Source organism: Alphaproteobacteria bacterium, from assembly GCA_040216735.1.
Lineage (GTDB): Bacteria > Pseudomonadota > Alphaproteobacteria > SHVP01 > SHVP01 > CALJDF01.
This window is the reverse complement of sequence record JAVJOO010000002.1, coordinates 802,757-822,960: the sequence shown is the minus strand read 5'-3', so window position 1 is coordinate 822,960 and position 20,204 is coordinate 802,757. Positions and strand designations below refer to the sequence as shown.

At 64.4% G+C, this 20,204-nt stretch carries 22 protein-coding genes; 12 read left to right on the top strand and 10 right to left on the bottom strand.

The features are described from left to right. Positions 1-52 precede the first annotated feature (52 nt). From RID42_05265 to RID42_05255, 3 genes are read left to right on the top strand one after another with little or no spacing between them, the layout of a single operon-like run. Positions 53-931 carry a Ku protein gene (locus RID42_05265; GenBank protein MEQ8247072.1) on the top strand — a complete coding sequence of 293 codons (879 nt, stop codon included), beginning with the start codon at positions 53-55 and terminating at the stop codon, positions 929-931. Positions 932-990: 59 nt separating this feature from the next. After that, the gene (locus RID42_05260) at positions 991-2,091 is read left to right on the top strand and encodes a tetratricopeptide repeat protein (protein ID MEQ8247071.1); all 1,101 of its coding nucleotides are present in this window, start codon (positions 991-993) and stop codon (positions 2,089-2,091) included. A gap of 49 nt (positions 2,092-2,140) precedes the next feature. Further along, positions 2,141-3,118, top strand: a complete 978-nt coding sequence (locus RID42_05255) for a Na+-dependent transporter (GenBank protein ID MEQ8247070.1) — start codon at positions 2,141-2,143, stop codon at positions 3,116-3,118. Here the strand turns inward: RID42_05255 and RID42_05250 are convergent. Both RID42_05250 and RID42_05245 read right to left on the bottom strand, forming a co-directional pair. Further along, positions 3,090-4,493, bottom strand: a complete 1,404-nt coding sequence (locus RID42_05250) for an aminotransferase class III-fold pyridoxal phosphate-dependent enzyme (protein MEQ8247069.1) — start codon at positions 4,491-4,493, stop codon at positions 3,090-3,092. The two genes, RID42_05255 and RID42_05250, sit on opposite strands and share 29 nt — an antisense overlap. A 10-nt stretch (positions 4,494-4,503) precedes the next feature. After that, on the bottom strand, positions 4,504-4,929 hold the full coding sequence (locus RID42_05245; GenBank protein MEQ8247068.1) for a VOC family protein: 426 nt from the start codon (positions 4,927-4,929) through the stop codon (positions 4,504-4,506). Positions 4,930-4,994: 65 nt separating this feature from the next. On the opposite strand from RID42_05245, the gene RID42_05240 reads away from it, so the two are divergent. Next, entirely contained in the window at positions 4,995-6,146 is a 1,152-nt protein-coding gene (locus tag RID42_05240; GenBank protein ID MEQ8247067.1) for a serine hydrolase domain-containing protein, read from the top strand. Here the strand turns inward: RID42_05240 and RID42_05235 are convergent. Next, positions 6,143-6,328 (bottom strand): superinfection immunity protein, encoded by a 186-nt coding sequence (locus tag RID42_05235; GenBank protein ID MEQ8247066.1) that lies wholly within the window; start codon positions 6,326-6,328, stop codon positions 6,143-6,145. The genes RID42_05240 and RID42_05235 overlap by 4 nt on opposite strands. Before the next feature lie 27 nt (positions 6,329-6,355). After that, positions 6,356-7,519, bottom strand: a complete 1,164-nt coding sequence (locus RID42_05230; protein MEQ8247065.1) for a class I SAM-dependent methyltransferase — start codon at positions 7,517-7,519, stop codon at positions 6,356-6,358. A 102-nt stretch (positions 7,520-7,621) separates the two neighbouring features. Here RID42_05230 and RID42_05225 point away from each other — a divergent pair, with 102 nt between their 5' ends. The 3 genes from RID42_05225 to RID42_05215 are packed head-to-tail and all read left to right on the top strand — an operon-like array spanning position 7,622 to position 12,175. Next, on the top strand, positions 7,622-8,596 hold the full coding sequence (locus RID42_05225) for an NADPH:quinone oxidoreductase family protein (protein MEQ8247064.1): 975 nt from the start codon (positions 7,622-7,624) through the stop codon (positions 8,594-8,596). A 31-nt stretch (positions 8,597-8,627) separates the two neighbouring features. Continuing rightward, the gene (locus tag RID42_05220; protein ID MEQ8247063.1) at positions 8,628-9,827 is read left to right on the top strand and encodes a hypothetical protein; all 1,200 of its coding nucleotides are present in this window, start codon (positions 8,628-8,630) and stop codon (positions 9,825-9,827) included. Between the two features lie 26 nt (positions 9,828-9,853). Next, complete coding sequence (locus RID42_05215; protein ID MEQ8247062.1) at positions 9,854-12,175, top strand: molybdopterin guanine dinucleotide-containing S/N-oxide reductase; 2,322 nt, start codon at positions 9,854-9,856, stop codon at positions 12,173-12,175. A 32-nt stretch (positions 12,176-12,207) separates the two neighbouring features. Here the strand turns inward: RID42_05215 and RID42_05210 are convergent, their stop codons facing one another. From RID42_05210 to RID42_05195, 4 genes are all read right to left on the bottom strand, one after another. Continuing rightward, positions 12,208-13,278 carry a maleylacetate reductase gene (locus RID42_05210; GenBank protein MEQ8247061.1) on the bottom strand — a complete coding sequence of 357 codons (1,071 nt, stop codon included), beginning with the start codon at positions 13,276-13,278 and terminating at the stop codon, positions 12,208-12,210. Between the two features lie 8 nt (positions 13,279-13,286). Next, complete coding sequence (locus RID42_05205; protein MEQ8247060.1) at positions 13,287-14,078, bottom strand: hydroxyacylglutathione hydrolase; 792 nt, start codon at positions 14,076-14,078, stop codon at positions 13,287-13,289. Between the two features lie 63 nt (positions 14,079-14,141). Further along, positions 14,142-14,609 (bottom strand): YHS domain-containing (seleno)protein, encoded by a 468-nt coding sequence (locus tag RID42_05200; GenBank protein ID MEQ8247059.1) that lies wholly within the window; start codon positions 14,607-14,609, stop codon positions 14,142-14,144. A gap of 74 nt (positions 14,610-14,683) precedes the next feature. Beyond that, positions 14,684-15,403 (bottom strand): SDR family oxidoreductase, encoded by a 720-nt coding sequence (locus RID42_05195; protein ID MEQ8247058.1) that lies wholly within the window; start codon positions 15,401-15,403, stop codon positions 14,684-14,686. A 75-nt stretch (positions 15,404-15,478) separates the two neighbouring features. On the opposite strand from RID42_05195, the gene RID42_05190 reads away from it, so the two are divergent. Beyond that, a complete protein-coding gene (locus RID42_05190) occupies positions 15,479-16,168 on the top strand; it encodes a DUF2461 domain-containing protein (GenBank protein ID MEQ8247057.1) in 690 nt (229 codons plus the stop codon). 9 nt (positions 16,169-16,177) lie between these two features. On the opposite strand, the gene RID42_05185 is transcribed toward RID42_05190, so the two are convergent. Further along, positions 16,178-16,909, bottom strand: coding sequence for a fumarylacetoacetate hydrolase family protein (locus RID42_05185; protein MEQ8247056.1), 732 nt, complete (start codon positions 16,907-16,909; stop codon positions 16,178-16,180). A 40-nt stretch (positions 16,910-16,949) separates the two neighbouring features. Beyond that, complete coding sequence (locus RID42_05180) at positions 16,950-17,174, bottom strand: hypothetical protein (GenBank protein MEQ8247055.1); 225 nt, start codon at positions 17,172-17,174, stop codon at positions 16,950-16,952. Positions 17,175-17,340: 166 nt separating this feature from the next. On the opposite strand from RID42_05180, the gene RID42_05175 reads away from it, so the two are divergent. The 4 genes from RID42_05175 to RID42_05160 are packed head-to-tail and all read left to right on the top strand — an operon-like array spanning position 17,341 to position 20,199. Then, the gene (locus RID42_05175; protein ID MEQ8247054.1) at positions 17,341-18,213 is read left to right on the top strand and encodes an oxaloacetate decarboxylase; all 873 of its coding nucleotides are present in this window, start codon (positions 17,341-17,343) and stop codon (positions 18,211-18,213) included. A 26-nt stretch (positions 18,214-18,239) separates the two neighbouring features. Next, positions 18,240-18,941, top strand: coding sequence for an isochorismatase family protein (locus RID42_05170; protein MEQ8247053.1), 702 nt, complete (start codon positions 18,240-18,242; stop codon positions 18,939-18,941). After that, on the top strand, positions 18,938-19,579 hold the full coding sequence (locus RID42_05165; GenBank protein ID MEQ8247052.1) for a glutathione S-transferase family protein: 642 nt from the start codon (positions 18,938-18,940) through the stop codon (positions 19,577-19,579). Before RID42_05170 ends, RID42_05165 begins: the two co-directional genes overlap by 4 nt. Continuing rightward, positions 19,576-20,199 (top strand): glutathione S-transferase N-terminal domain-containing protein, encoded by a 624-nt coding sequence (locus tag RID42_05160; GenBank protein MEQ8247051.1) that lies wholly within the window; start codon positions 19,576-19,578, stop codon positions 20,197-20,199. The genes RID42_05165 and RID42_05160 overlap by 4 nt, the downstream gene beginning before the upstream one ends. Positions 20,200-20,204: the final 5 nt, after the last annotated feature.

Here is a 20,204-nt window from a genome sequence, read left to right as displayed (position 1 = left end):
AGTAATATTGGTTGAAGAATTCCTGTAGCCCCTAAGGGTTCGGAGGTTGGTCATGGCGCCACGCGCGACATGGAAAGGCTATCTCAAGCTATCGCTCGTTTCGTGTCCGGTGCGCATGTACAACGCGACCAGCGACACGAACCGCATTCGCTTCAACATGCTGCACAAGGATACCCACAACCGGGTGCAAATGAAGCCGCACGATCCCGAACTCGGCGTGGTCGAGCGATCCGATCTGGTCAAGGGCTACGAGTTCGAAAAGGATAAATACGTCGTCATCGACGACGCGGATCTTGAGCAGGTCGAAATCGAATCGACCAAGACCATCGGTATCGAAAAATTCGTCGATCTCGCGGACGTCGATCCGATGTATCTCGATTCGCCCTACTACATCGCCCCCGACGGGCCGGTTGCCGACGAAACCTACCGCGTGTTGCAAATGGCGATGAAGGAGCGCGACAAGGCCGCGCTCGCGCGCGTCGTCATGTCGGGCCGCGAACGCCTGGTGCTGCTGATCCCGCGCGACAACGGCTTTGTGCTCAACACGCTGCGGACCGCCGCCGAGGTGCGAGGGCACGCGGAATATTTCGCCGAGATCGGCGACGGCAAACTGGATGCGACGGCGGTGAAGCTGGCCAATCAACTGATCGAACAATTCGAAGGCGAGCTCGATACCAGCCAATTCGTCGATTATTACCAAGAGGCGCTGACCGAGGTGGTCAAGGCCAAGGTCAAGGGCACCGCGCCGGTGATCGCCAAGGCACCCGAGCGCGGCCAGGTCATCAACTTGATGGACGCACTCAAACGCTCGATCGACGAGGGCGAAACCAAGAAACCGCCGGCCAAGAGCCAGCCCCGCAAGAAAGCGAAAACCGGCGCCAAGGCCGCCCCCAAGGCCAAGAAAAAGAAGGCGGTTGGCGCGGCGGGCTAGGTGACGGCACAATGCCCGCACCGGCCCGGGCCGGCTAACCAGGGACGCGTGCGCAGGTAGTGACCGGCTTCAATCGCAAAACCACGACCTTGATCGGGCGCCTGGGCGCGATGACCCAGCGCGCCGCTGCGTCAGCCGTTGCGGCCAAGGGCGGCCGGGTTAGCCGCGGCGTCACCCGGCGCACCCGCATCGCCGTGGTCGGCCACGGCGCCTATACGTTGATGGCATCAGGGGTACTGGACGCGCGGCTCGATCAGGCCCGCGCGGTCGGCGCCGAGTGCATCAGCGAAAACACCTTCCTGCGCCGCCTGGGCGCGATGGGCGATCTGGCCAAAATCGAACGCGCGATTACCCCGGACTTGATGGCCCGTCAGACCGGTCTGGACGAAGCGACCATCGCGACGTTGATGCTGTTCGACGTCTTCGAGACCGACAACGGAATGGCAAGTTTTCGCGATTTGGTCGCCGCGCGCGAAATCGCGCGGCTGCGCGGCGAAGGGGCGAGCCTGCCCGACATCGTCGCCAGCGTTTTCGCGATGCGCCGGCGCGATCCCGACAAGGGCCTCTCGCAGGTCAAGCTGACCCATTCGGCAACCGACGGGATCGTCCTGCAAATCGGCGACGGCCACGCCGACTTCGACGGCCAAATGCAATTACCGATGCCCGGTGCCGCGGCCAACCCGTCGATCGACGAACTCTTCGAAGCTGCGGAGATCGCCGAGGAAGACGGCGACTTCGCCGAGGCCGAATCGCTCTATTTGCGGTGTCTCGATCTTGACCGCAACGACGCGACCGTTGCGTTCAATCTCGGCAACGTGCAGCGCGAGCAAGGCAAACTGCGCGAGGCGCGGTTCTTCTTCCAGCATGCGCTGTCGAGCGATCCCGGCTATGTCGAGGCGATGTACAACCTGGGCGACGTCCTGGACAAAGAGGGGAAGCGCGAGGAGGCGAAAGTCGAACTCGCCCGCGCTGTAAAAAAAGATAAGAACTACGCCGATGCGATCTTCAACCTGGCGCAACTCCACTTCCGCGATTCGGAATATGCCGACGCGGTGGCGGGGTACACCCGCTACCTTGCCCTGGACGACGCCAGCGACTGGAGCAAAATCGCGCGCCAAACATTGATGCTGTGCCGCCAGATGACCGCGAACGGCGGTTGAGGCGCCAATACCGGTGGGTTCGCCTGCCTAGCGACGAGGCCTACCCTCCATGTTCTTGATTTCCGCACCGGCGTCAGCGCTGTCCTGGCTTGGCCGCCAAGGGACCCGCGCGGTGGCGGCGGTGATTTTCATCGCGATCGCGGTGCCGCCGATGGGCGACATTCTGCGGCCCCTCCTGACCGCGTCGATCTTTGCGTTGCTGACCGTGGCCTTTACTCGAGTCGACCTGCAGCAGGTGAGGCAGCGGTTGCGCCAGCCGCGCCTGATTGTGCTGGCAGCGAGCTGGTCGATGCTGGCGGTGCCGGCCGCGTTTGGCGGGGCGATGTTGTTGGGCGGCGTGGACGCACGGAGCCCCGATTTGTTTCTTGCCGTGATGCTGCAATCGATGGCCTCGCCGTTGATCTCCGCACCCGCGTTCGCCGCCCTCGTCGGCCTGGATGCAACCTTGGTGCTGGTCACGCTGGTTGTCACCACCGCGGCGGTGCCGTTCACGGCGGCGTTCTTTGCCTTGATCTATTTCGGCCCGGACATGGCGCTGGCGCCGCTTGCGTTGGGCGGCCAACTCGCGATGTTGCTCGGCGGGGCGGCGGTTGCCGCGAGCGTCATTCGGCGGGTTGCCGGGTATGCCCGTGTCGTTAAGCGCCGCGCCGAGTTGGACGGGGTCAACATCATTCTGCTGTACGTTTTTTCGGCGGCGATTATGGAGAACGTCGCAGCGGGGTTTCTGGCGACGCCGCTGTTGATGATCGGCCTGACGGCGCTGTCGTTCGTGATCTTTTTTGCGATGTTCGCATCGACCGCCCTGGGGTTCTGGTGGGCGGGGCGCGACAGCGCGCTGTCGCTGGGCTTTATGGCGTCCCAGCGCAACATGGGACTGATGCTGGGCGCGACCGGCGGGGTTCTGCCGGAGTTGACCTGGGTCTACTTCGCGCTGGCGCAGTTTCCCATCTACCTCACCCCGCAGTTGCTAAAGCCGGTCATCGGCGCGTTACGCGGCGTCAGTGGTAGGCCTTCTCCACCGCACTGAAGGCGTGGTCCATCACACCGGCGGCGAAATCCACTTCTTCCTCGGTGATGGTGAGCGGCGGCGCCGCCTTGACCGTGTTGGGCATGAAACCGCCCGCGAACAATCCGCGTTCGCCGCAGGCGGCGGCGAAGATGTTGTTGGGATTGCGCGACAGGTCGCCCTGGAACAGCGTATCGCGGTCCTCGGCAACGATCGGCTCGCCCTGTGGAGTGACGAGATCGATGGTGTAGTAGATCCCCTGTCCCGAGATGCGGCCGATACACGGATGCTTGGCCTGGAGCGCGTCGAGGTGAGCCTTGAGTTGGGCCCCGCGGGTGCGGGCCTTGTCGATCATGCCGTCTTCGATCATGGCCTCGAGGTTGCCGACGATCGAGGCGCAGACCAGCGGGTGCCCGTCGTGGGTCGACCCGCTCCACCACCGGGCGCGGTCGAAGAACTCGGCGATGTCCTTCGAGGCGACCACGCCGCCCACCGGCAAGGCGCACCCGTTGATGCCTTTACCGAGCGCCATCAGGTCCGGCGCGATGCCGGGTTCGAGCTGGTAGGAGAACCATTCGCCGAGACGACCGAAGCCGCACAGCACATCGTCGAGAATCCACAGGATGCCGTATTGGCGGCAGAGATCGTGCAGACCCTTGAGGTAGCTGTGGTGCGGCATGTAGCTGGCGCCGCCGAACATGGTTTCGGTGATGATCGCAGCGATTTTATGCGCGCCGACGTTGCGGATGATTTCCTCGGCGCGATCGAGCGAGGGCAAACGCCCTTCGCCCTGCCAATCGGCATGCTCGGGCGCCGGGATCGCGACGAAGCCGGAGCCGGGAAAGCCCGGCACGTCGCGGTTGTCCTCGGTATCCGGCCCGGTCGATAGGTTGCCACGGTAGCCTGCGACCTGCGTCGCGCCCGGCACAAGGCCGTGGTAGGAGCGCTCTTGCGTCAGGATCAACGGCTTGTTGCTGTAGAGCCGCGCCATCGTCATCGCGTTCTCGACCGCCTCGGTGCCGCTGGACAGAATGCGTAAGCGCCCGGCCCAATCGTCGGCGCCCAGGATATCGTCGATCACCAACTTCGCGGCGCGGGCGCGGTAGTCGGTGGCGAAGCCGAAGAACACATGGCCGAAGCGTTCCATCGCGCGCTTGATTTCTGCGTGCACGCGGGGATGACGGTGACCCATGTTGTCCGACACCAACTGGCTTTGGAAGTCGAGCAGCTTGCCGCCGCCTGCGGTGTAGAGATAGTTGCCGTCGGCCCCTTCGATACCGGTGAAGACGTACTCGGCCTGGGCCTGGGTGTTGTGCAGGTAATAGGCGCGGTCCCAGCGCTCGATCTCGGTCCAATCGATATTGGGTTTGGTATACGGTAACGACGCATCGGTCATCGCGGCCTCTCTAGGTTGTTTGCGGTTTGGTGTAGGCGTGCGGCGCGTGGCACAGCTCCAACTTCAAACCGTCGGGATCGGCGAAGAAGACGGCATAATAGCCGCTCGTGTACGCATAGTCCGCTGGCGGATCGAGAATCTGTGCATCCATCGCGCGTAACAGCGCATGCAATTCGTCGACCTGGTCGCGGCTATCGGCCTCGAACGAAAAATGGTGCAGGCCCGGCGCATAGCGGTTGTGGGTCTGGTCCTTGAGCGCGGGGTCCGCCGCGTAGAGCAGCACGATCCCGACACCGGGCTTTTTCCATTTCGCCTGGCCTGCCACCGCCGGCCAACGTTCGTAGCCGAGAAAGCCGAGGACGCGGTCGTAGAATGCCGCCGCGCGATCCAGGTCGGCGACGGTGAAGGCAATGTGGCTAAGGGCACCGAGGGCCATCGCGTGCTCCGGTTGCGCGGTTGCGATGGGGCTATCATCATCGCCCACGAACAATGAGGGAAGCCATGGCCGACGCAAAACCGAAAATAGAAGGCACCTGCGACGGTCGTTTCGTCGCCGTGAAGGAGGCTTTTGCCGAGAACTTCGCCGAACACGACGAAATCGGCGCTAGCGTCGCGGTCTATCTCGACGGCGAACCCGTGGTCGATATGTGGGGCGGTTTCAGCGACCGCGCCCGTACCAAGCGGTGGGCCAAGGACACGATGTGCGCGAGTTTCTCGGTCTCGAAGGCCTTTGTGTCGGTGATGGGCCACATGCTGATCGACCGGGGGCAGTTGGATATCGACAAGCCTGTTGCGCACTACTGGCCCGAATTCGCTCAGAACGGCAAAGAGGCCGTCACCGTGCGCGATATCTTCACCCACCGCGCGGCGCTCGCCTATGTCGATGCCGACCTCAGGCCGGGCGACATCTACGACTGGGAGACGATGACGACGGCTTTGGCGGCCAGTGCGCGCCATGCCCCGTTCGGCAAGGAGCCCACCTACCTCAACCTGACCTACGGCTATTTGCTGGGCGAGGTGATCCGGCGCATCGACGGACGCACGATCGGGCCGTTCCTGCGCGACGAAATTGCCAAGCCGCTGGGGATCGACTTCGCCTTTGGTCTGAACGATGCCGAGATCGCGCGCTGCGCCGAGATCGTGCCGGAAACGCCCCCCGCGGACGCAGACCTGCCCGTGCCGGCCGACATGGACGGCCTGATGAAAAGTATGCGCGGACTAGCCGAGGGTGAGGGCCGGTTCAACCTCGACAGCTTTCGTAAATCCGAGATCGGCGCGGGCAGCGGGCATGGCAGCGCGCGCGGGGTGGCGAAGTTCTTTGCCTGCCTGGGCGCCGGCGGTCGGCTCGGCGGCGCGACCTTGATGAAACCCGCAACCCGCGATCGCGCCATTGCGTTCTCGGGCGAAAGCGTCGATGCGATCTTCGGCGTGCCCAACAAATACGCGGTCGGATTTCTGCTCAACAATCCGCCGGGCGCGCCGATGGGGCCCAACGCCCAAGCCTTCGGGCATCCGGGCGCGGGCGGGCGTATCGGATTCGCCGACCCGGTCTCGGGCTTGGCCTTCGCCTACCTGCCGAACCTGATGTACTGGGGCGCCGGATTGGGCCCGCGCGGCACGCGGCTGGTCGAGGCCGCCTTCGCGTCTCTCTAGGCCGGGTCGGGTTTTTTCGGCGGGATAGTGGCCCAGATCAGCAGGGCGACCCAACCGATCACCGTCCAGGCGAACATGCCGTTGAACAGCGCGATGAAGAACACACGCCGGTGCTTGCGCGAGATCGCGACCAGCGTCGGCAGCACCAGGACCGGGCCCAGGATCGCAAAGCCGACGAGCATCGAGAGAAGTTGCCAAACGTGCATGGGTTACCGGCGGCGGCGCGCGCCCAGGATGCTGAGGTAGCCGCCGATCCGGTGGCGGTAGTCGTCGCCCGGTTCGCCGTCGTCGACGCCGGGAACATAGAGCGGCAGGTCGCCGTTGGCGAGTTCGTCGTCGGCGAAGCCCGCTTCGCGCATCAACGTGTCGGCATCGAGACCATGCATCGGCCCGACGAAGGGCTCGTTATTGAAGTAGGTGTCCCAATCGGTTTGCGCCTGGTCGAACGGCGACAGGCGCGCGTCATACATCGGTGTTTCGCAATGCAGCGTCACACCGCCCGGCTTGAGCAGGCGGCGGCACTCCTTAAGGATGTTGCGTAGCGCTTTTTGCGAGGTCTCGTGAACGACGATGTGCGTCATCACCAGATCGAAGGACGCGTCGGGAAAATTCGTCCGCTCGGCGTTCTGTTGCGATAGATGCAAGGTGGCGCCCAACGCTTCGGCCCGGGCATGGGCGTAGCGCAACATCGGCGCCGCGACGTCGATGCCGTGCACTTCGGCGTCAGGAAAAGCCGCGGCAAAGGGGACTGTGCCCGCACCGATGCCACACCCCATGTCGAGAATCCGCTTGGGGGCGAGGTCGGGGAACCGCGTCTTGACGTAATCGACCATCATGTCGCCCAGCGCATCGTTGAGCGGCCCCATGCCGCCCATGATGTAGATGTAGACACCGCGGTCGTAGAGCGCGGCGGCATAGGTATCGCCGCCCAGCGCGACTTCCTGGTGGAAGTTGCCGGGCATGCAATGGATATCGACCGCCGACAGATAGGGCGGAATCGTCACCGACGGGTCGAGCGCGAGCGTGCCCCGCGTTGCGCCCTTGGGCTTGGCGGCGGCGTTGATCCGGTCGATCTGACGCAGGGCGGTATGGCCAGGCGAATCCCAAATCATTTCCTGGGTGGTGCGGATCAACGAACTCCAGGATTGATGGAACGGGTGGCGCAACATCGCGCGCCGCACCTCATGGCGATTGGCCGGGGCGCGGCCGTGGCGTTTGCGGTGGGCCGGGGCGACGTCGCGCTCGAACGCAAGCCGGTTGCCCGGGGTCAGGTGGGCCGAAATGTGGCCGCGCATACTGATCACGAACGACTGGAGCGCCTCTTCATCGTGGGCGGTCTGCGGCAACAACGGGTGTTGGAATTGACGTGGCATCGCGCACTCCCTTGGGAGGCGACTGTAGCGGGTGCTGCGCCCGGGTGCCAAGGCGCGCGGCCTTTGCTAAGGTCCGCCCCGCATTTCATGGGAGATACCGACATGCGCGCCATCCTCTGCCACGCCTGGGGCGAGCCCTCATCGCTGAAACTGCAAGACGCGCCGGCACCGAAGGCGGGCGACGGCGAAGTGTTGATCGACGTAAAGGCCGCATCGGTCAATTTCGCCGATATCGTGATGGTCCAGGGCAACTACCAAACCAAGCCGGCGTTTCCCTTCGCGCCCGGCCTGGAATGCGCGGGCACGGTGGCGGCTTTGGGGGCGGGCGTGAGCGGGTTTGCCGTCGGCGACCGCGTGCTGGCCAAACTGGCCCACGGCGGCTTCGCCGACCAAGCCGTGGCGCGGGTGCAGGACACCTACCGGGTGCCGGACGGGATGCCCTGGGAGGTCGCCGGGTCGTTCTATGTCGCCTATGTGTCCTCGCACGTCGCGCTGCGCTGGCAAGGCGACGTGCGCCCCGGACAAACGGTCCTCGTGCTCGGCGCATCGGGCGGAACCGGACTAACGGCCGTTGAAATATCCAAGGCGATGGGTGCCCGCGTGATCGCCGGGGCGAGCAGCGACGACAAGCTCGCGGTGGCGACCGCGCACGGTGCCGACGACGGCATCAACTACGGCGAAGAAGATCTCAAGAGCCGCGTCGCCGACCTGACCGGCGGCGCGGGCGTCGATGTGGTGTTCGATCCGGTCGGCGGCGATTTGTTCGACCCGGCGCTGTCCTCGCTCGGTTGGGGCGGGCGCTATTTGATTTTCGGATTTGTCGGCGGCGTGCCAAAGATTCCCGCAAACCGGTTATTGGTAAAGCACCGCTCGGCGATGGGATGCAGTTTGCGGTACTTCACCGATAAGGCACCGGACAAGTTGGCGATCAGCATGGACGAACTGTTCGCGATGTATGCGGCGGGCAAGATCAAGCCGTTGGTTTCGGAAACCTATCCGTTGGAACAGGCGGTCGAGGCGATGGCGCGGTTGCACCAGCGCAAGGCGACCGGGCGCGTCGTGGTGACGGTCGCCTAGAGCGGACCGTTCATCCTGCTATGATCCTGCGATGAGTGCCGCACCCGATACCCCAACCGATGTGACGACCCTCGACGAGCTAATCGCGCGGGCGGCCGACCTCGTGCCGGTGCTGGAGTCCCGCGCGGCCGAGACCAACGCCTTGCGCAAATTGCCCGACGCGACCGTGGCCGACTTTCGGGCCGCGGGCTTTTTCAAGGCGCAGCAACCGGCGCGGTGCGGCGGGTTTGAGTTGGACTTCGGCGCCTTGGTGCACGTGTCGGCGAAGCTCGCCGAAGGCTGCGCCTCCTCGGCCTGGATCGCGAGCGTTGTGGCAAGCCACCATTGGATCATCGGCATGTTTCCGGCGCAGGCCCAGGACGATGTGTGGGGCGAGGATCCCAGCGCCATGGTGTCGTCGGCCTACGCCCATCGCGACGTCACCGCGGTGCCCGAGGGGGACGGGTACCGATTGTCCGGCACCTGGCACTACGCGAGCGGGATAGACCATGCCGATTGGGTCATCGTGTTGGCGCCCGTGGCAGAGGGCGGCGACGCGCCGCGGATGACGACGGTGCTGGTCCCGCGCCGTGACTTCGCGGTGTTGGATACCTGGCATTCCAGCGGGTTGAAGGGAACCGGCACCAACGACCTCAAGATTAACGGTGCCTTCGTGCCGCGCCACCGCGAACTAGGCTTCGACGACGCCAATCTTGGTCGCGCGCCGGGGACGGCGGTCAACCACGCGCCCCTCTACCGGCTACCGATGATGGGGGTGGGATCATTCACCACGATCGGACCGTGTTTCGGTGTCGCTCGAGGCACCTTGGCTGCGTACCTCGCATCGATGCAGGGGCGCATGGGGGTGCTGTCGGCCGACAAACTAGCCGAGCATGCACCCTTGCAACTGAAGATCGCCGAAGCCGCGGCCGAGATCGACGCGGCCCAGGCGCTGATCGCAGCGGATCTCGACGACATCAATGCCACCGCGCGGGCCGGCGGTACACTGGAGCGAATGCAGCGGGTCCGCTTCAAACGCGATGTCGCCTTTGCCGCGCAACTGTGCCGCCGCGCGGTCGACCGTCTGGTTATGGCGATGGGCGTTCCGGGGCAGAAAGACGACCACCCCGTGCAAATGCGCGCGCGCGATATGAACGCGTTGGCCTCGCATGGGCTGATGTCGTGGGAGCCCAATGCCTTGCCCTTTGGGCGCGCCAGCTTCGGGCTGGAGCCGGGGAACCCCTACTTCTAAATCGCCACTCTGCTAGGATGCCGCCCATGGCACCGCCGCAGACATTCCGCACCGCAACCCATTGGGGCAGCTACGACGCCGAGGTCGTGGACGGCAAACTCACCGCCTTAAATCCGATTGCCGCCGACCCCGACCCCTCGCCGATCGGGGCGGGCATGGCGCGGGCGATCCAAGACGATCTGCGGATTCAACAACCCATGGTTCGGGCGGGGTGGTTGGAGAACGGACCGAACGGGCCCAAGGGTAAGCGCGGCGCCGAACCGTTCGTGCCGGTGTCGTGGGACCGCGCACTGGACCTTGCCGCCGCCGAGACCGAGCGCGTACGGACAACTTTCGGCAACGAGTCGATCTACGCCGGCAGCTATGGATGGGGCAGCGCCGGGTGTTTCCATCACGCCCAATCGCATATGCGCCGCTTCCTCAACCTGATCGGCGGCAATGTGAAGTCGGTCAACTCCTACAGTTTGGCCGCAGCGCAAACCATCGTGCCGCATGTCGTGGGCGATTGGACCTGGGTCTATCAGAACATGACCTCGTGGTCGGTGATTGCCGAGCACACCGATCTCGTCGTGGCCTTCGGCGGCGTACCGTTGAAGAACGCGCAGGTTGATGGCGGCGGCGTCGGCCGTCACCGGGTATCAGAATGGCTCAAGACTTGCGGCAATAACGATGTCACCTTCATGAACATCGGACCGGTACGCGAGGATATTGCGGACTTTGCGAAAGCCGAATGGCTGACACCGCGTCCCAATACCGATACCGCCGTGATGCTGGGCCTCGCGCACACGTTGGTGCGCGAGAACCTGCACGACGTCGCATTCTTGAATCGCTGCGCCACCGGGTTCGACCGGTTCGCGCCGTATTTGCTGGGCGAGACCGACGGGACGCCCAAGGATGCCGATTGGGCCGCCGGCATTTCCGGTTTGGCCGCCGAGGATATCCGAGCGCTGGCGCGGCGCATGGCGGCGGGCCGTACCCTGTTGACAGCCGCTTGGTCGTTGCAGCGCGGCGACCACGGCGAGCAACCCTATTGGATGTTGATCACGTTGGCCGCAATGCTGGGCCAGATCGGCCTACCGGGCGGCGGGTTTGGCTTTGGCTACGGCGCGGTCTCCAATATCGGGAGTAGCGAACCGAAAATCGCGGGACCCTATTTGTCTTCGGGGCACAATCCGCTGAACCGATTTATCCCGGTGGCGCGGATCGCCGACATGCTGCTGAACCCGGGCGGCACCATCGACTACAACGGCGAGAAGGTCGTCTTCCCCGATACGCGGTTGATCTTTTGGTGTGGCGGCAATCCCTTCCACCACCACCAGGACCTCAACCGATTGGTGCGGGCATGGCAGCAACCCGACACGATCATTGTCAACGAGCCCTGGTGGAACAGCCTGGCGCGTCACGCCGACATCGTGTTTCCGGCGACCACGGCACTGGAACGCAACGACATCGGCAGCGCCTACTCGGACAAGTACCTGTTTGCCATGCAACGCGCTGTGGCCCCCGTTGGCGAGTCGCGCAGCGACTTCGAGATTTACGGCGGGCTGGCGGATCGCTTCGGGGTGCGCGAGGCCTATAGCGAGGGGCGCGACGAAATGGGCTGGCTGCGTTACCTCTACAACCGGTTTCGCCAGTCGAGCGCCGAGCAGAACATCGAGGTGCCCGACTTCGAGACGTTCTGGAAACAGGGCGAAATCGAATTGCCGGTGGCCGACCGCCGCGTGACCTTGATGGAGGGCTTCCGCGCCGACCCCGAGGCCGCGCCGCTGAAGACACCCAGCGGCAAGATCGAAATCTATTCCGAGACGATCGCGTCGTTCGGCTATGACGACTGCCCGCCGCACCCGACGTGGATGGCGCCCGCCGAATGGCTGGGGTCGCCGCGGGCCGCACAGTTTCCGTTGCATTTGATATCGAACCAGCCGCGCACGCGGTTGCACAGCCAATACGACAACGGCGGCTATGCCCAGGCGAGCAAGGTGAAGGGCCGTGAGCCGATTTTGATTCACCCCAGCGATGCCGCCGCGCGGGGCATCGCGGACGGCGATATCGTGCGCGTGTTCAACGACCGCGGCGCCTGCCTGGCCGGGGCCGTCGTGACCGACGGCGTCCAGGCCAGCGTGGTCCAGTTGCCGACCGGTGCGTGGTACGACCCGGTCGAGCCGGGCGGCCTGGAGGCGCACGGTAATCCCAACGTGCTGACGATGGACAAGGGTACGTCCAAATTGGCCCAAGGGCCGAGTGCCCATTCGGCGCTGGTGCAAATCGAAAAATTCGACGGCACCCCGCCGCCGGTACGCGTGTTCACACCGCCGCCGATGGTGAGCCGGCTGCGCAAAGCGCGGTAGGCCCCACCGGCAATCGCCGCAAACGAATCGCGCTAGAGCATGGTCGGTGGTAGCCGCCGGCCGCTGAACGCAGCGTCGAGGAGGGCACGAATGCCGTCGCGGGTGATGGTCGCCGGGTTTGGGTAGGGCTTGGCCACCGCGAGATCGGCGGCGCGGTCAAGGTCGGACTTTTTCATCCCCAGTGCCGCGAGCGACGTTGGTGCGCCAAGATTGTGCGCAAGATCGTAGAGGCCACCCGGCGCGTCATCGGTTCCAAGCGCCGCTGCCACGCGCGTCATCGCCGCCGGTGCGGCGGCGGCGTTATAGGCGGCAGCGAAGGGCAAGACGACCGTATGGACGTCGGCATGGGGCAAATCGAACGATCCGCCCAGGGTGTGGCAGAGTTTATGATGGAGGCCAACGGTGACGGTGCCCAGGGTGACCCCGGCCAGCCAGGCGCCGTAGAGCGCATCGGCGCGCGCGTCGATGTCGGTGGGCTCGGCGATCACGCGCGGCAATCCGCGCGCCAGGGCGGCGATGCTTTGTTCGGCCATGGTCGAGGTGATCGGATTGGCGTCGGGCGCGTAGAGCGCTTCGACCGCGTGGGCCATGGCGTTCATCCCGCTGGTCGCGGACACCGCCGGCGGCAAGCCGAGGGTAAGTTCGGGATCGTAGATCACGCTGCGCGGCAGTACCCGGGGATCGCGCGCGGTGGTTTTCACGCCGTTCTCGGTGAGGCCCCAGATCGGCGTCATTTCGGACCCGGCGTAGGTTGTGGGCACGGCGACAACGGGAAGACCGAGATCGCGGGCGACGATCTTGCCCAAGCCGACCGCCGAACCGCCACCGACCACCACGACGCCGTCAGCGTGGGTTGCCCGCGCCTCGGCCACGGCGGCGGCGGCCACGTCGGCCGGCACGTGCATCTTGGCATGGGGATGGAGACCGGCGGCCGCGTTGCCGAGCAGGTCCGCCGCGCGCTGGCCCAACGCGTTTTGACCCGGCGTCGATAGAACAAGAATACGAGAAAGGCCGAGGCGAGCAACTTCATCCGGGAGCTGGGCTAGCGTGCCCGCGCCGAAAACAACCCGAACCGGCAACGCGTCGTAAGTGAACGCGCGCATTCGGCGATCTACCAGCTGTTGCGCAGCTCGCGCAGTTTGACGAAGACGTCCTTTGCCGACGGGTTGGCCGGGAGGTCGGGATAGGCCTCGCGCAGACGGGCGATGACGCTGGGGCTGTGGAGCCGGAAGAAGGTGTTGATTTCCTTTTCCAACGCCAGGGTGGTGACCATCGCGTGGTCGAGGTCCTGGTCCGCGATCTCGGCCAGGAGTTCCTTGGCGCGCGCGTTGTCGGGTTCGCGGTCCAAGGTGAATTCGAGGTTGTTGGCAATGTAGTCGTGACCCGGATAGATCAACGTGCTGTCGGGCAGTTTGTCGAGTTGGCCGGTGAAGGTGGCATAGAGTTCGACCGGATGACCGCCGCCCTTGCAGTTGCCGGCGCCCGCATTGAACAGGGTGTCGCCGCAAAACAGGCCGGGCTGATCGGTATGCGAGAGCAGGCAGACGTGGCTCATGGTGTGGCCCGGGGTGTCGAGCGACTCGAGGACCACGGTTTTGCCGACCTTGACGATATCGCCCGCGCCGAGCCCGACGTCGATTCCGGGGATCTTGTCCTTCGCGTTCTTGTGGGCGAGCAGTTTGGCACCGGTCGCCGCGACGACCTGCTTGTTGCCACCGATGTGATCGCCATGTTCGTGGGTGTTGAGCACCTGGGTGATCGTCCAGCCCTTGTCCTTGGCACGCGCCAGACACTTTTCATGATCGAGCGGATCGATCGCGAGCGCTTCGCCGGTTTCCGGGCAGGCGATCAGATAGTTGAAGTTGCGATAGCTGTTGGCGGTCCAGATCTGTTCGACAATCACGCGCGTATCCCCTTTGGTTTCGCCGACCTTACCCCGCGAATGCCGGGGCACAAACCCACCGGATTAGTTGGCGAGTTCGCTGCGCTTGCCGGGCCAGTTCGTGTCGGCCTGGGCGATGTTGCCGACGATATCGGCCTGCCACCATACGTGCACCGGCCGCGAGTTATTGAGATAGAGCTTGCCCTCGACGATCTTCCAGGCAGTCGGCGTGATGTCGGCGATGTAGTTGCGCGACATGGCATAGGCGCAGTAGCCGCCGTATTGCGGCGCGAATTTTTCCGGATCAGCCGCGAAGGCATCGCGGTTGGCTGCCGTTGCAAACAACCACGTAGCGTCGTTCCAGATATGGCGGTGGGTCGCATCGCCCTTCACCGCGTCGCTTTGGGTAAAGTAGGCCACAGGATCGTAACCCTTGATCGCGACGCCTTGGCTTTGGTTGACGACACGGGTTTGCGCGCTCGCAACCGAAGCGGTGAGCGAGACGATAACGACCGCCGCCAGAACCGCAGTAAGGTGAATGAGTTGCCGCATGGCGTCCTCCTATGTGTCCCGGCCCCAGAATTGTCCAAACAATGTCACGGGACCCTCACGGACGCAGGCTGCGGCTAGAGACCTCCCGAAATATTGATGACCGCACCGGAGGTATAGCCGGCATCGGGCGAGGCCAAATAGGCGATAAGCGCGGCGACTTCGTCTGCCGCGCCAAGGCGGCCCATCGGGACCGCCGCAATCACATCCTTCATCCGCTCGGGCGGGTGGGCGTCGAGCATCGGCGTGTCGATCGGCCCCGGCGCGATGCAATTGGCGGTGATGCCGCGCGGCGCGAAATAGCGTCCGAGATATTTTGTGAAGGCTTCGATCCCGCCCTTCGAGGCGCTATAGGCCGGACCGGTCACGCGGCTCGCGGCGTGACCCGCCATTGAACCCAACAGCACCATACGACCGCCGTCGGCGATCCACGGGTCGGCCGCCTTGGCGCAGGCGAACATGCCTGTGAGATTGACCGTGAGGATGTCTTGCCACAGATCGAGTGTCATGGTGTCGAGGTGCTTGTTCTCGACGATCCCGGCGACCAGCACCACGACATCGACGCTCGCGCACACTTCGCGGGCCTTGGCGAAGGCCGCCGGCACGCTGGCGGGATCGCGCAGATCGATCGGGAGCGCGACCGCACCATGTGCCGCGGCCAGCGCCTCGACGCCGGAATCCGCGAGGTCCATGCAAATCAGCGGGCCGTAGCCCTCCTGGGCGAGCCGCGCGGTCGTGGCGCGGCCGATGCCGCCGGCGGCGCCAACAATGCAAGCGCTCCGCTGTCTTTTTGCCATCATTTCTCTCCCCGGTGATGCCAATCGTTGCCGACTTGGGGCCTAATATAACGGCAAGATTAAGGGAGCGGAGCCATGACGACGACTTTCAACGGATTTCCAAAGGCTGCGACAACCTTCCTCAAGGGCCTCGCGCAGAACAACTCCAAGACATGGTTCGACGCCCACCGCGGCGACTACGAGAACGGTTTGCTGGAACCGTGCAAGGATTTCGTCGCGGCGATCGGTCCGAAGCTTGCCAAGATATCGCCTGACATCCACGCCGAACCGAAGGTCAACGGTTCGATCATGCGGATCAACCGTGACACGCGCTTCTCCAAGGACAAGACACCGTACAAGACCTATATGGGGCTGTGGTTCTGGCAAGGAGCCGGACGGTCGCGCGAATGCCCTGGGTTTTACTTCGGCCTCAGCGGCGACGAACTGACGCTGGGGGCCGGCATGCACATGTTCGGACCCAAACAGCTCGACGCGTACCGCAAGGCGCTCGTCGAGCCTAAGAAAGGGGCGGCGGGACGCAAGGCCTACGACAAGATCGCCAAGCTGAAGGGCATCGACATCGGCGGCGCGCACTACAAGAAAGTGCCGCGTGGCTTCGATCAGGAACACGCCAACGCCGATCTATTGCTGCACAACGCGCTTTACTTCGGGTTCACCACCAAGGTGCCCAAGGAGATCTACACGGCGAAGGCGATGGACTATTGCGTGACGGTCTACCGCCAGGTGTGGCCGCTGCAACAATGGTTGGTCGCGACGATCGGGTGAGCGTTCGGCCTAGGTTATTGTCGCACTGACGGTGCCGAGGGCGCCGAAGTCCGCGCGCACGACATCGCCCGACTTGAGCGGAAAAAACCCGGTGCAGGTACCCGTGGTGACGATTTCGCCCGCGACGAGACCGCGACCCTGTTGGGACAGCGTATTGGCGAACCAGGTCAGGGCCGTGAGGGGACCGCCTAGGGCCTGCGCCCCGGTGCCCGACGCTTTTTCTTCGCCGTTGACGAAAACCGTGACGCTGTGGCGGGCGAGGTCGCGCGCTCGCCATGCACCGTCGGGATCGCCATGGAGGAAAGCGATGTTGGCCGCACCGTCGGCGATGAGGTGGCGTGGGTCGGCGCCGATCAAGCCGCCGGCTAACCGCGTGCCGGCGATTTCCAACGCGGGTGACACCGAGGCGACGGCGTCGGCTACTTCGGCCTCACTGTAGGGCACCGCGCGCGGCGGCAAGTCGGTCCCCAGCGTCAGCGCGAATTCGCCTTCGGCACCGGGGCCGAAAGCCGACGCCCCCGCAACCGTCGCCCCATTCGCCACGCAGAAGGGCGCCAGCAACGGACCGTAAAAGGGCCCGTCCAGACCAAGCGCGGCCTGTGACGCGGCGCTGGTGGCGCCAAGCTTCCAGCCGATGGGACGGGCGCCCGAGAGTGCGGTGATGGCGTCTTGCACGGTGTAGGCGGCGACTTGGTCGGCGATCCCGCCAATGTCGGCGGCGGCCAGGGTATGGCCGGCCACGCGGGCCTCCCAAAGGCGGCGGGCGGGAGTCGCGGCCACCTCAGTCCGCCGCGTAGGGGTTTTCCAGCGCCGCGACGAGGTCGGTCATCACACGGCGGAACTGGGCTTCATCGCCGCCCATTAGAATCGCGTCTTCGAGCGCGTCCTGGGCGAGTTGTCGTATTTCCTCGAGGTTCTCATTGAGAACCTTGATCTTCTCGCGGCACGACAGGGCTTTTCCCGCGGGGTCGCGCCAGGTCGGCGGCGCAAAGGGATTGTCGGCCATGACTCTCCTTCCTAAACGGGCGAAACGGCGCGGCACGGTCAATCTATGGACTGCGGCAGCGCTTTTCTATCCCCTGGGTGGTCACGCGCCCCGCGTCGCTTGAGCAAGCGTGCCGAATCCCGCTATCGTCCCGGCCCCCACCCCCGCCCGCGGAGACACCACAGAAATGGCCGAAACTCTCAACAAACGGCTCAAGACCCTGCTCGGCAGGCGCGCCGCGACCCTGGTGCCGGGCGCCTTTAACGCGCTGACCGCGAAAATGATCGCCGACGAAGGCTTCGAGGCGGTTTATGTGTCCGGCGCTGGCGTCACCAATGCCTATCTCGGGATTCCCGATCTTGGCCTGATCTCACTGAGCGAACTCGCCGACAATGTCGCCGCGATGCGCGATGTAGTCGACATCCCGATCGTGTCGGACGCCGACACCGGATTTGGCAATGCCGTCAACGTGACCCGGACGGTCAAGGTGCTGGAGCGCGCCGGCGCCAACGGCATCCAACTAGAAGATCAAGTGTTTCCGAAAAAATGCGGTCACTTCTCCGGTAAAGCGGTGATCCCGGCCGACGAAGCGATCCAAAAAATTCGCGCCGCAGTTGATGCCCGCAGCGACGACGACTTCGTCATCGTTGCCCGGACCGACGCCCGCTCGGTCCTGGGCTTCGAGGCCGCAATCGAACGGGCCCACGGGTTTATCGAAGCCGGCGCCGATGTGACGTTCGTCGAGGCGCCCGAATCGCTGGCGGAGATCGAAGCGATCGCCAAGCTGCCGGTGCCGCAGTTGATCAATCTTGTGTATGGCGGCAAGACCCCGGTCTTGGAACAGGCCGAACTGAAGCGCATGGGGTATGGCATGGTGTTATACGCCAATGCCCCGCTGCAGGCGGCGATGTTGGCGCTGCGCAAGACCCTGCACCACCTGAAGGTGAACGGGTCAACCACGGGGTGGGACGACAACCTGTTACCCTTTGCCGAACGCCAGGTGGTAGTCGACAAAGCGCGCTTCGATGCCATCGAAAAGAAATACGCCGCCACCGAGTAGGGCGGGGATACGAGGGGAGGCTACCCATGCGACCATGGGACGACATCATCAGCACGGACGAGCAGAAGGCTTACCGCGCCGCCGGCTTCGGCCGGCCCACCGGAATGGGCACCCGACCGGCGCTCTTGATCATCGACGTGCAGTACCGAACGACCGGCACGGTGGAGAAACCGTTCTGGGAATCCATCAAGGAGTTCCCGACGAGCTGCGGCGATGTTGCGTGGAACGCGGTGCGCAACATTCAGCCGCTGCTCGCACTGTTTCGCGAGAAGAACTGGCCCGTGCTGTACCCGCACGTTGCGCCCAAGAAAGCCTATGACGGCGGCCGGCTTGCGGCGAAGGTGCCGAGCATCATGACCATCCCGGAGAAGGGCTACGAGTTCGTGGCCGAGGTGGCGCCGGTGGAGGGCGACATCTTGGTACCGAAGAAACAACCGAGCGCGTTTTTCGGTACTGCGCTGACGTCGTATTTGATCGACGTCGATGCCGATACCTTGGTGGTGACGGGGTGCACGACGTCGGGGTGCGTGCGCTCGTCGGTAGTGGATGCGTTTGCCTATAACTTCCGTGTGGCGGTACCGGAGGATGCGGTGTACGACCGCAGCCGCGTTTCGCACGCGGTGAACCTGTTCGACATGTCGGAGAAGTATGCCGACGTCATGCCTACCCAGGACCTGATGTCCCGTCTTTCCAGCATCGCGCCGCGCGCGCCCGAAGGAACGCCATGATCGATTTCTACGGATTCAATACAGCGAACGGCCAGAAGGTCGCCGTCATGCTTGAGGAATCGGGCTTGCCCTACACCTTCAAGTATCTCGACATGATGACGGGAGCCCATCTCACCGACGACTACAAAAAGATCAATCCGATCGGCAAGATGCCGGCGATTCTCGACCACGACGGACCCGGCGGCAAGCCGCTGGCGTTGTTCGAGACGCTGGCGATCTCGGCCTACCTCGCGGAGAAATCCGGCAAGCTGTGGCCGACCGACCCAACCGAGCGCGCGTTGGCGTTGGAATGGGCGACGGTGTCGCCGGCCAATCTGAACCCCGCGTTCAACGTGCATTTCGTTTTGAAAACCCGGACCAAGGGCGACCATACCGAGGTCGGCGATTACTACACCGGCCAGGTCCACCGGTTGATGGCGGTGTTCGACCAGCGTCTGGGCGAAGCCCCCTATCTCGCGGGCGAGACCTATTCCTATGCCGACGTGCAGCTCTACCCTGTTGCCGTGGTGTCGGTGGCGGCGCTACCGGGCGGGTTAGAGCCCTACGCCAACGTGCGTGCCTGGGTTGACCGGGTCGGCGCCCGGCCCGCCGTCAAGAAGGGCATGGCTGTCATCGCAGAGGGAACCCCCAAAACATGATCGACCTGTACACCGTCCCGACCGCCAATGGGCAACGCGCCTCGATCATGCTCGAGGAAGTCGGACTGCCCTACACCGTCCATGTGATCGACTTCGCCGCCGCCGGGCACCAAGCGCCCACGTTTCTGGCGATCAACCCGCTCGGCATGGCGCCGGCGATCGTCGACCGCGACGGCCCCGGCGGCAAGCCCATCAATGTCTTCGAGACCTTGGCGATCTGCTATTACTTGGCCGACAAGACCGGTAAGTTGCTGCCCAAGGACGGGGTCGCCCGCGTCGAAGCGCATAAGTGGGCTGGGATGGTGGCGGCGGACCTCGGGCCCGCCTTCGCCGGACAGTACTATTTCAAGATTGCGGCGCAACCGCCGGTGGCCTACGGCGTCGATCTCTACGAGACCCGCGCCAAGCGCTTCTTGCAAACCATGGACGACCGTTTGGCTGACAATGCCTACTTGGCCGGCGCGGACTATACGATTGCCGACGTGATGGCCTATCCGAGCGCAACGTCTTCGGCCGCCCGGATGGACGAAGGTATCGCCGCCTATCCCCATGTCGGGCGCTGGGTCGAGAAGGTCGGTGCCCGCGCGGCAGTCAAGAAAGGGATGGCGGTTCCCGCCTAACGTTT

Excerpts from the sequence above, each read along its gene's own strand:
- RID42_05225 (MEQ8247064.1), top strand. The coding sequence starts at position 7,622 with ATGCGCGCCATCCTCTGCCACGCCTGGGGCGAGCCCTCATCGCTGAAA.
- RID42_05245 (MEQ8247068.1), bottom strand. The coding sequence starts at position 4,929 with ATGGCCCTCGGTGCCCTTAGCCACATTGCCTTCACCGTCGCCGACCTG.
- RID42_05170 (MEQ8247053.1), top strand. The coding sequence starts at position 18,240 with ATGCGACCATGGGACGACATCATCAGCACGGACGAGCAGAAGGCTTAC.
- RID42_05200 (MEQ8247059.1), bottom strand. The coding sequence starts at position 14,609 with ATGCGGCAACTCATTCACCTTACTGCGGTTCTGGCGGCGGTCGTTATC.
- RID42_05240 (MEQ8247067.1), top strand. The coding sequence starts at position 4,995 with ATGGCCGACGCAAAACCGAAAATAGAAGGCACCTGCGACGGTCGTTTC.
- RID42_05255 (MEQ8247070.1), top strand. The coding sequence starts at position 2,141 with ATGTTCTTGATTTCCGCACCGGCGTCAGCGCTGTCCTGGCTTGGCCGC.
- RID42_05210 (MEQ8247061.1), bottom strand. The coding sequence starts at position 13,278 with ATGCGCGCGTTCACTTACGACGCGTTGCCGGTTCGGGTTGTTTTCGGC.
- RID42_05230 (MEQ8247065.1), bottom strand. The coding sequence starts at position 7,519 with ATGCCACGTCAATTCCAACACCCGTTGTTGCCGCAGACCGCCCACGAT.
- RID42_05180 (MEQ8247055.1), bottom strand. The coding sequence starts at position 17,174 with ATGGCCGACAATCCCTTTGCGCCGCCGACCTGGCGCGACCCCGCGGGA.
- RID42_05190 (MEQ8247057.1), top strand. The coding sequence starts at position 15,479 with ATGACGACGACTTTCAACGGATTTCCAAAGGCTGCGACAACCTTCCTC.
- RID42_05250 (MEQ8247069.1), bottom strand. The coding sequence starts at position 4,493 with ATGACCGATGCGTCGTTACCGTATACCAAACCCAATATCGATTGGACC.
- RID42_05195 (MEQ8247058.1), bottom strand. The coding sequence starts at position 15,403 with ATGGCAAAAAGACAGCGGAGCGCTTGCATTGTTGGCGCCGCCGGCGGC.
- RID42_05160 (MEQ8247051.1), top strand. The coding sequence starts at position 19,576 with ATGATCGACCTGTACACCGTCCCGACCGCCAATGGGCAACGCGCCTCG.
- RID42_05265 (MEQ8247072.1), top strand. The coding sequence starts at position 53 with ATGGCGCCACGCGCGACATGGAAAGGCTATCTCAAGCTATCGCTCGTT.
- RID42_05215 (MEQ8247062.1), top strand. The coding sequence starts at position 9,854 with ATGGCACCGCCGCAGACATTCCGCACCGCAACCCATTGGGGCAGCTAC.
- RID42_05165 (MEQ8247052.1), top strand. The coding sequence starts at position 18,938 with ATGATCGATTTCTACGGATTCAATACAGCGAACGGCCAGAAGGTCGCC.
- RID42_05235 (MEQ8247066.1), bottom strand. The coding sequence starts at position 6,328 with ATGCTCGTCGGCTTTGCGATCCTGGGCCCGGTCCTGGTGCTGCCGACG.
- RID42_05175 (MEQ8247054.1), top strand. The coding sequence starts at position 17,341 with ATGGCCGAAACTCTCAACAAACGGCTCAAGACCCTGCTCGGCAGGCGC.
- RID42_05220 (MEQ8247063.1), top strand. The coding sequence starts at position 8,628 with ATGAGTGCCGCACCCGATACCCCAACCGATGTGACGACCCTCGACGAG.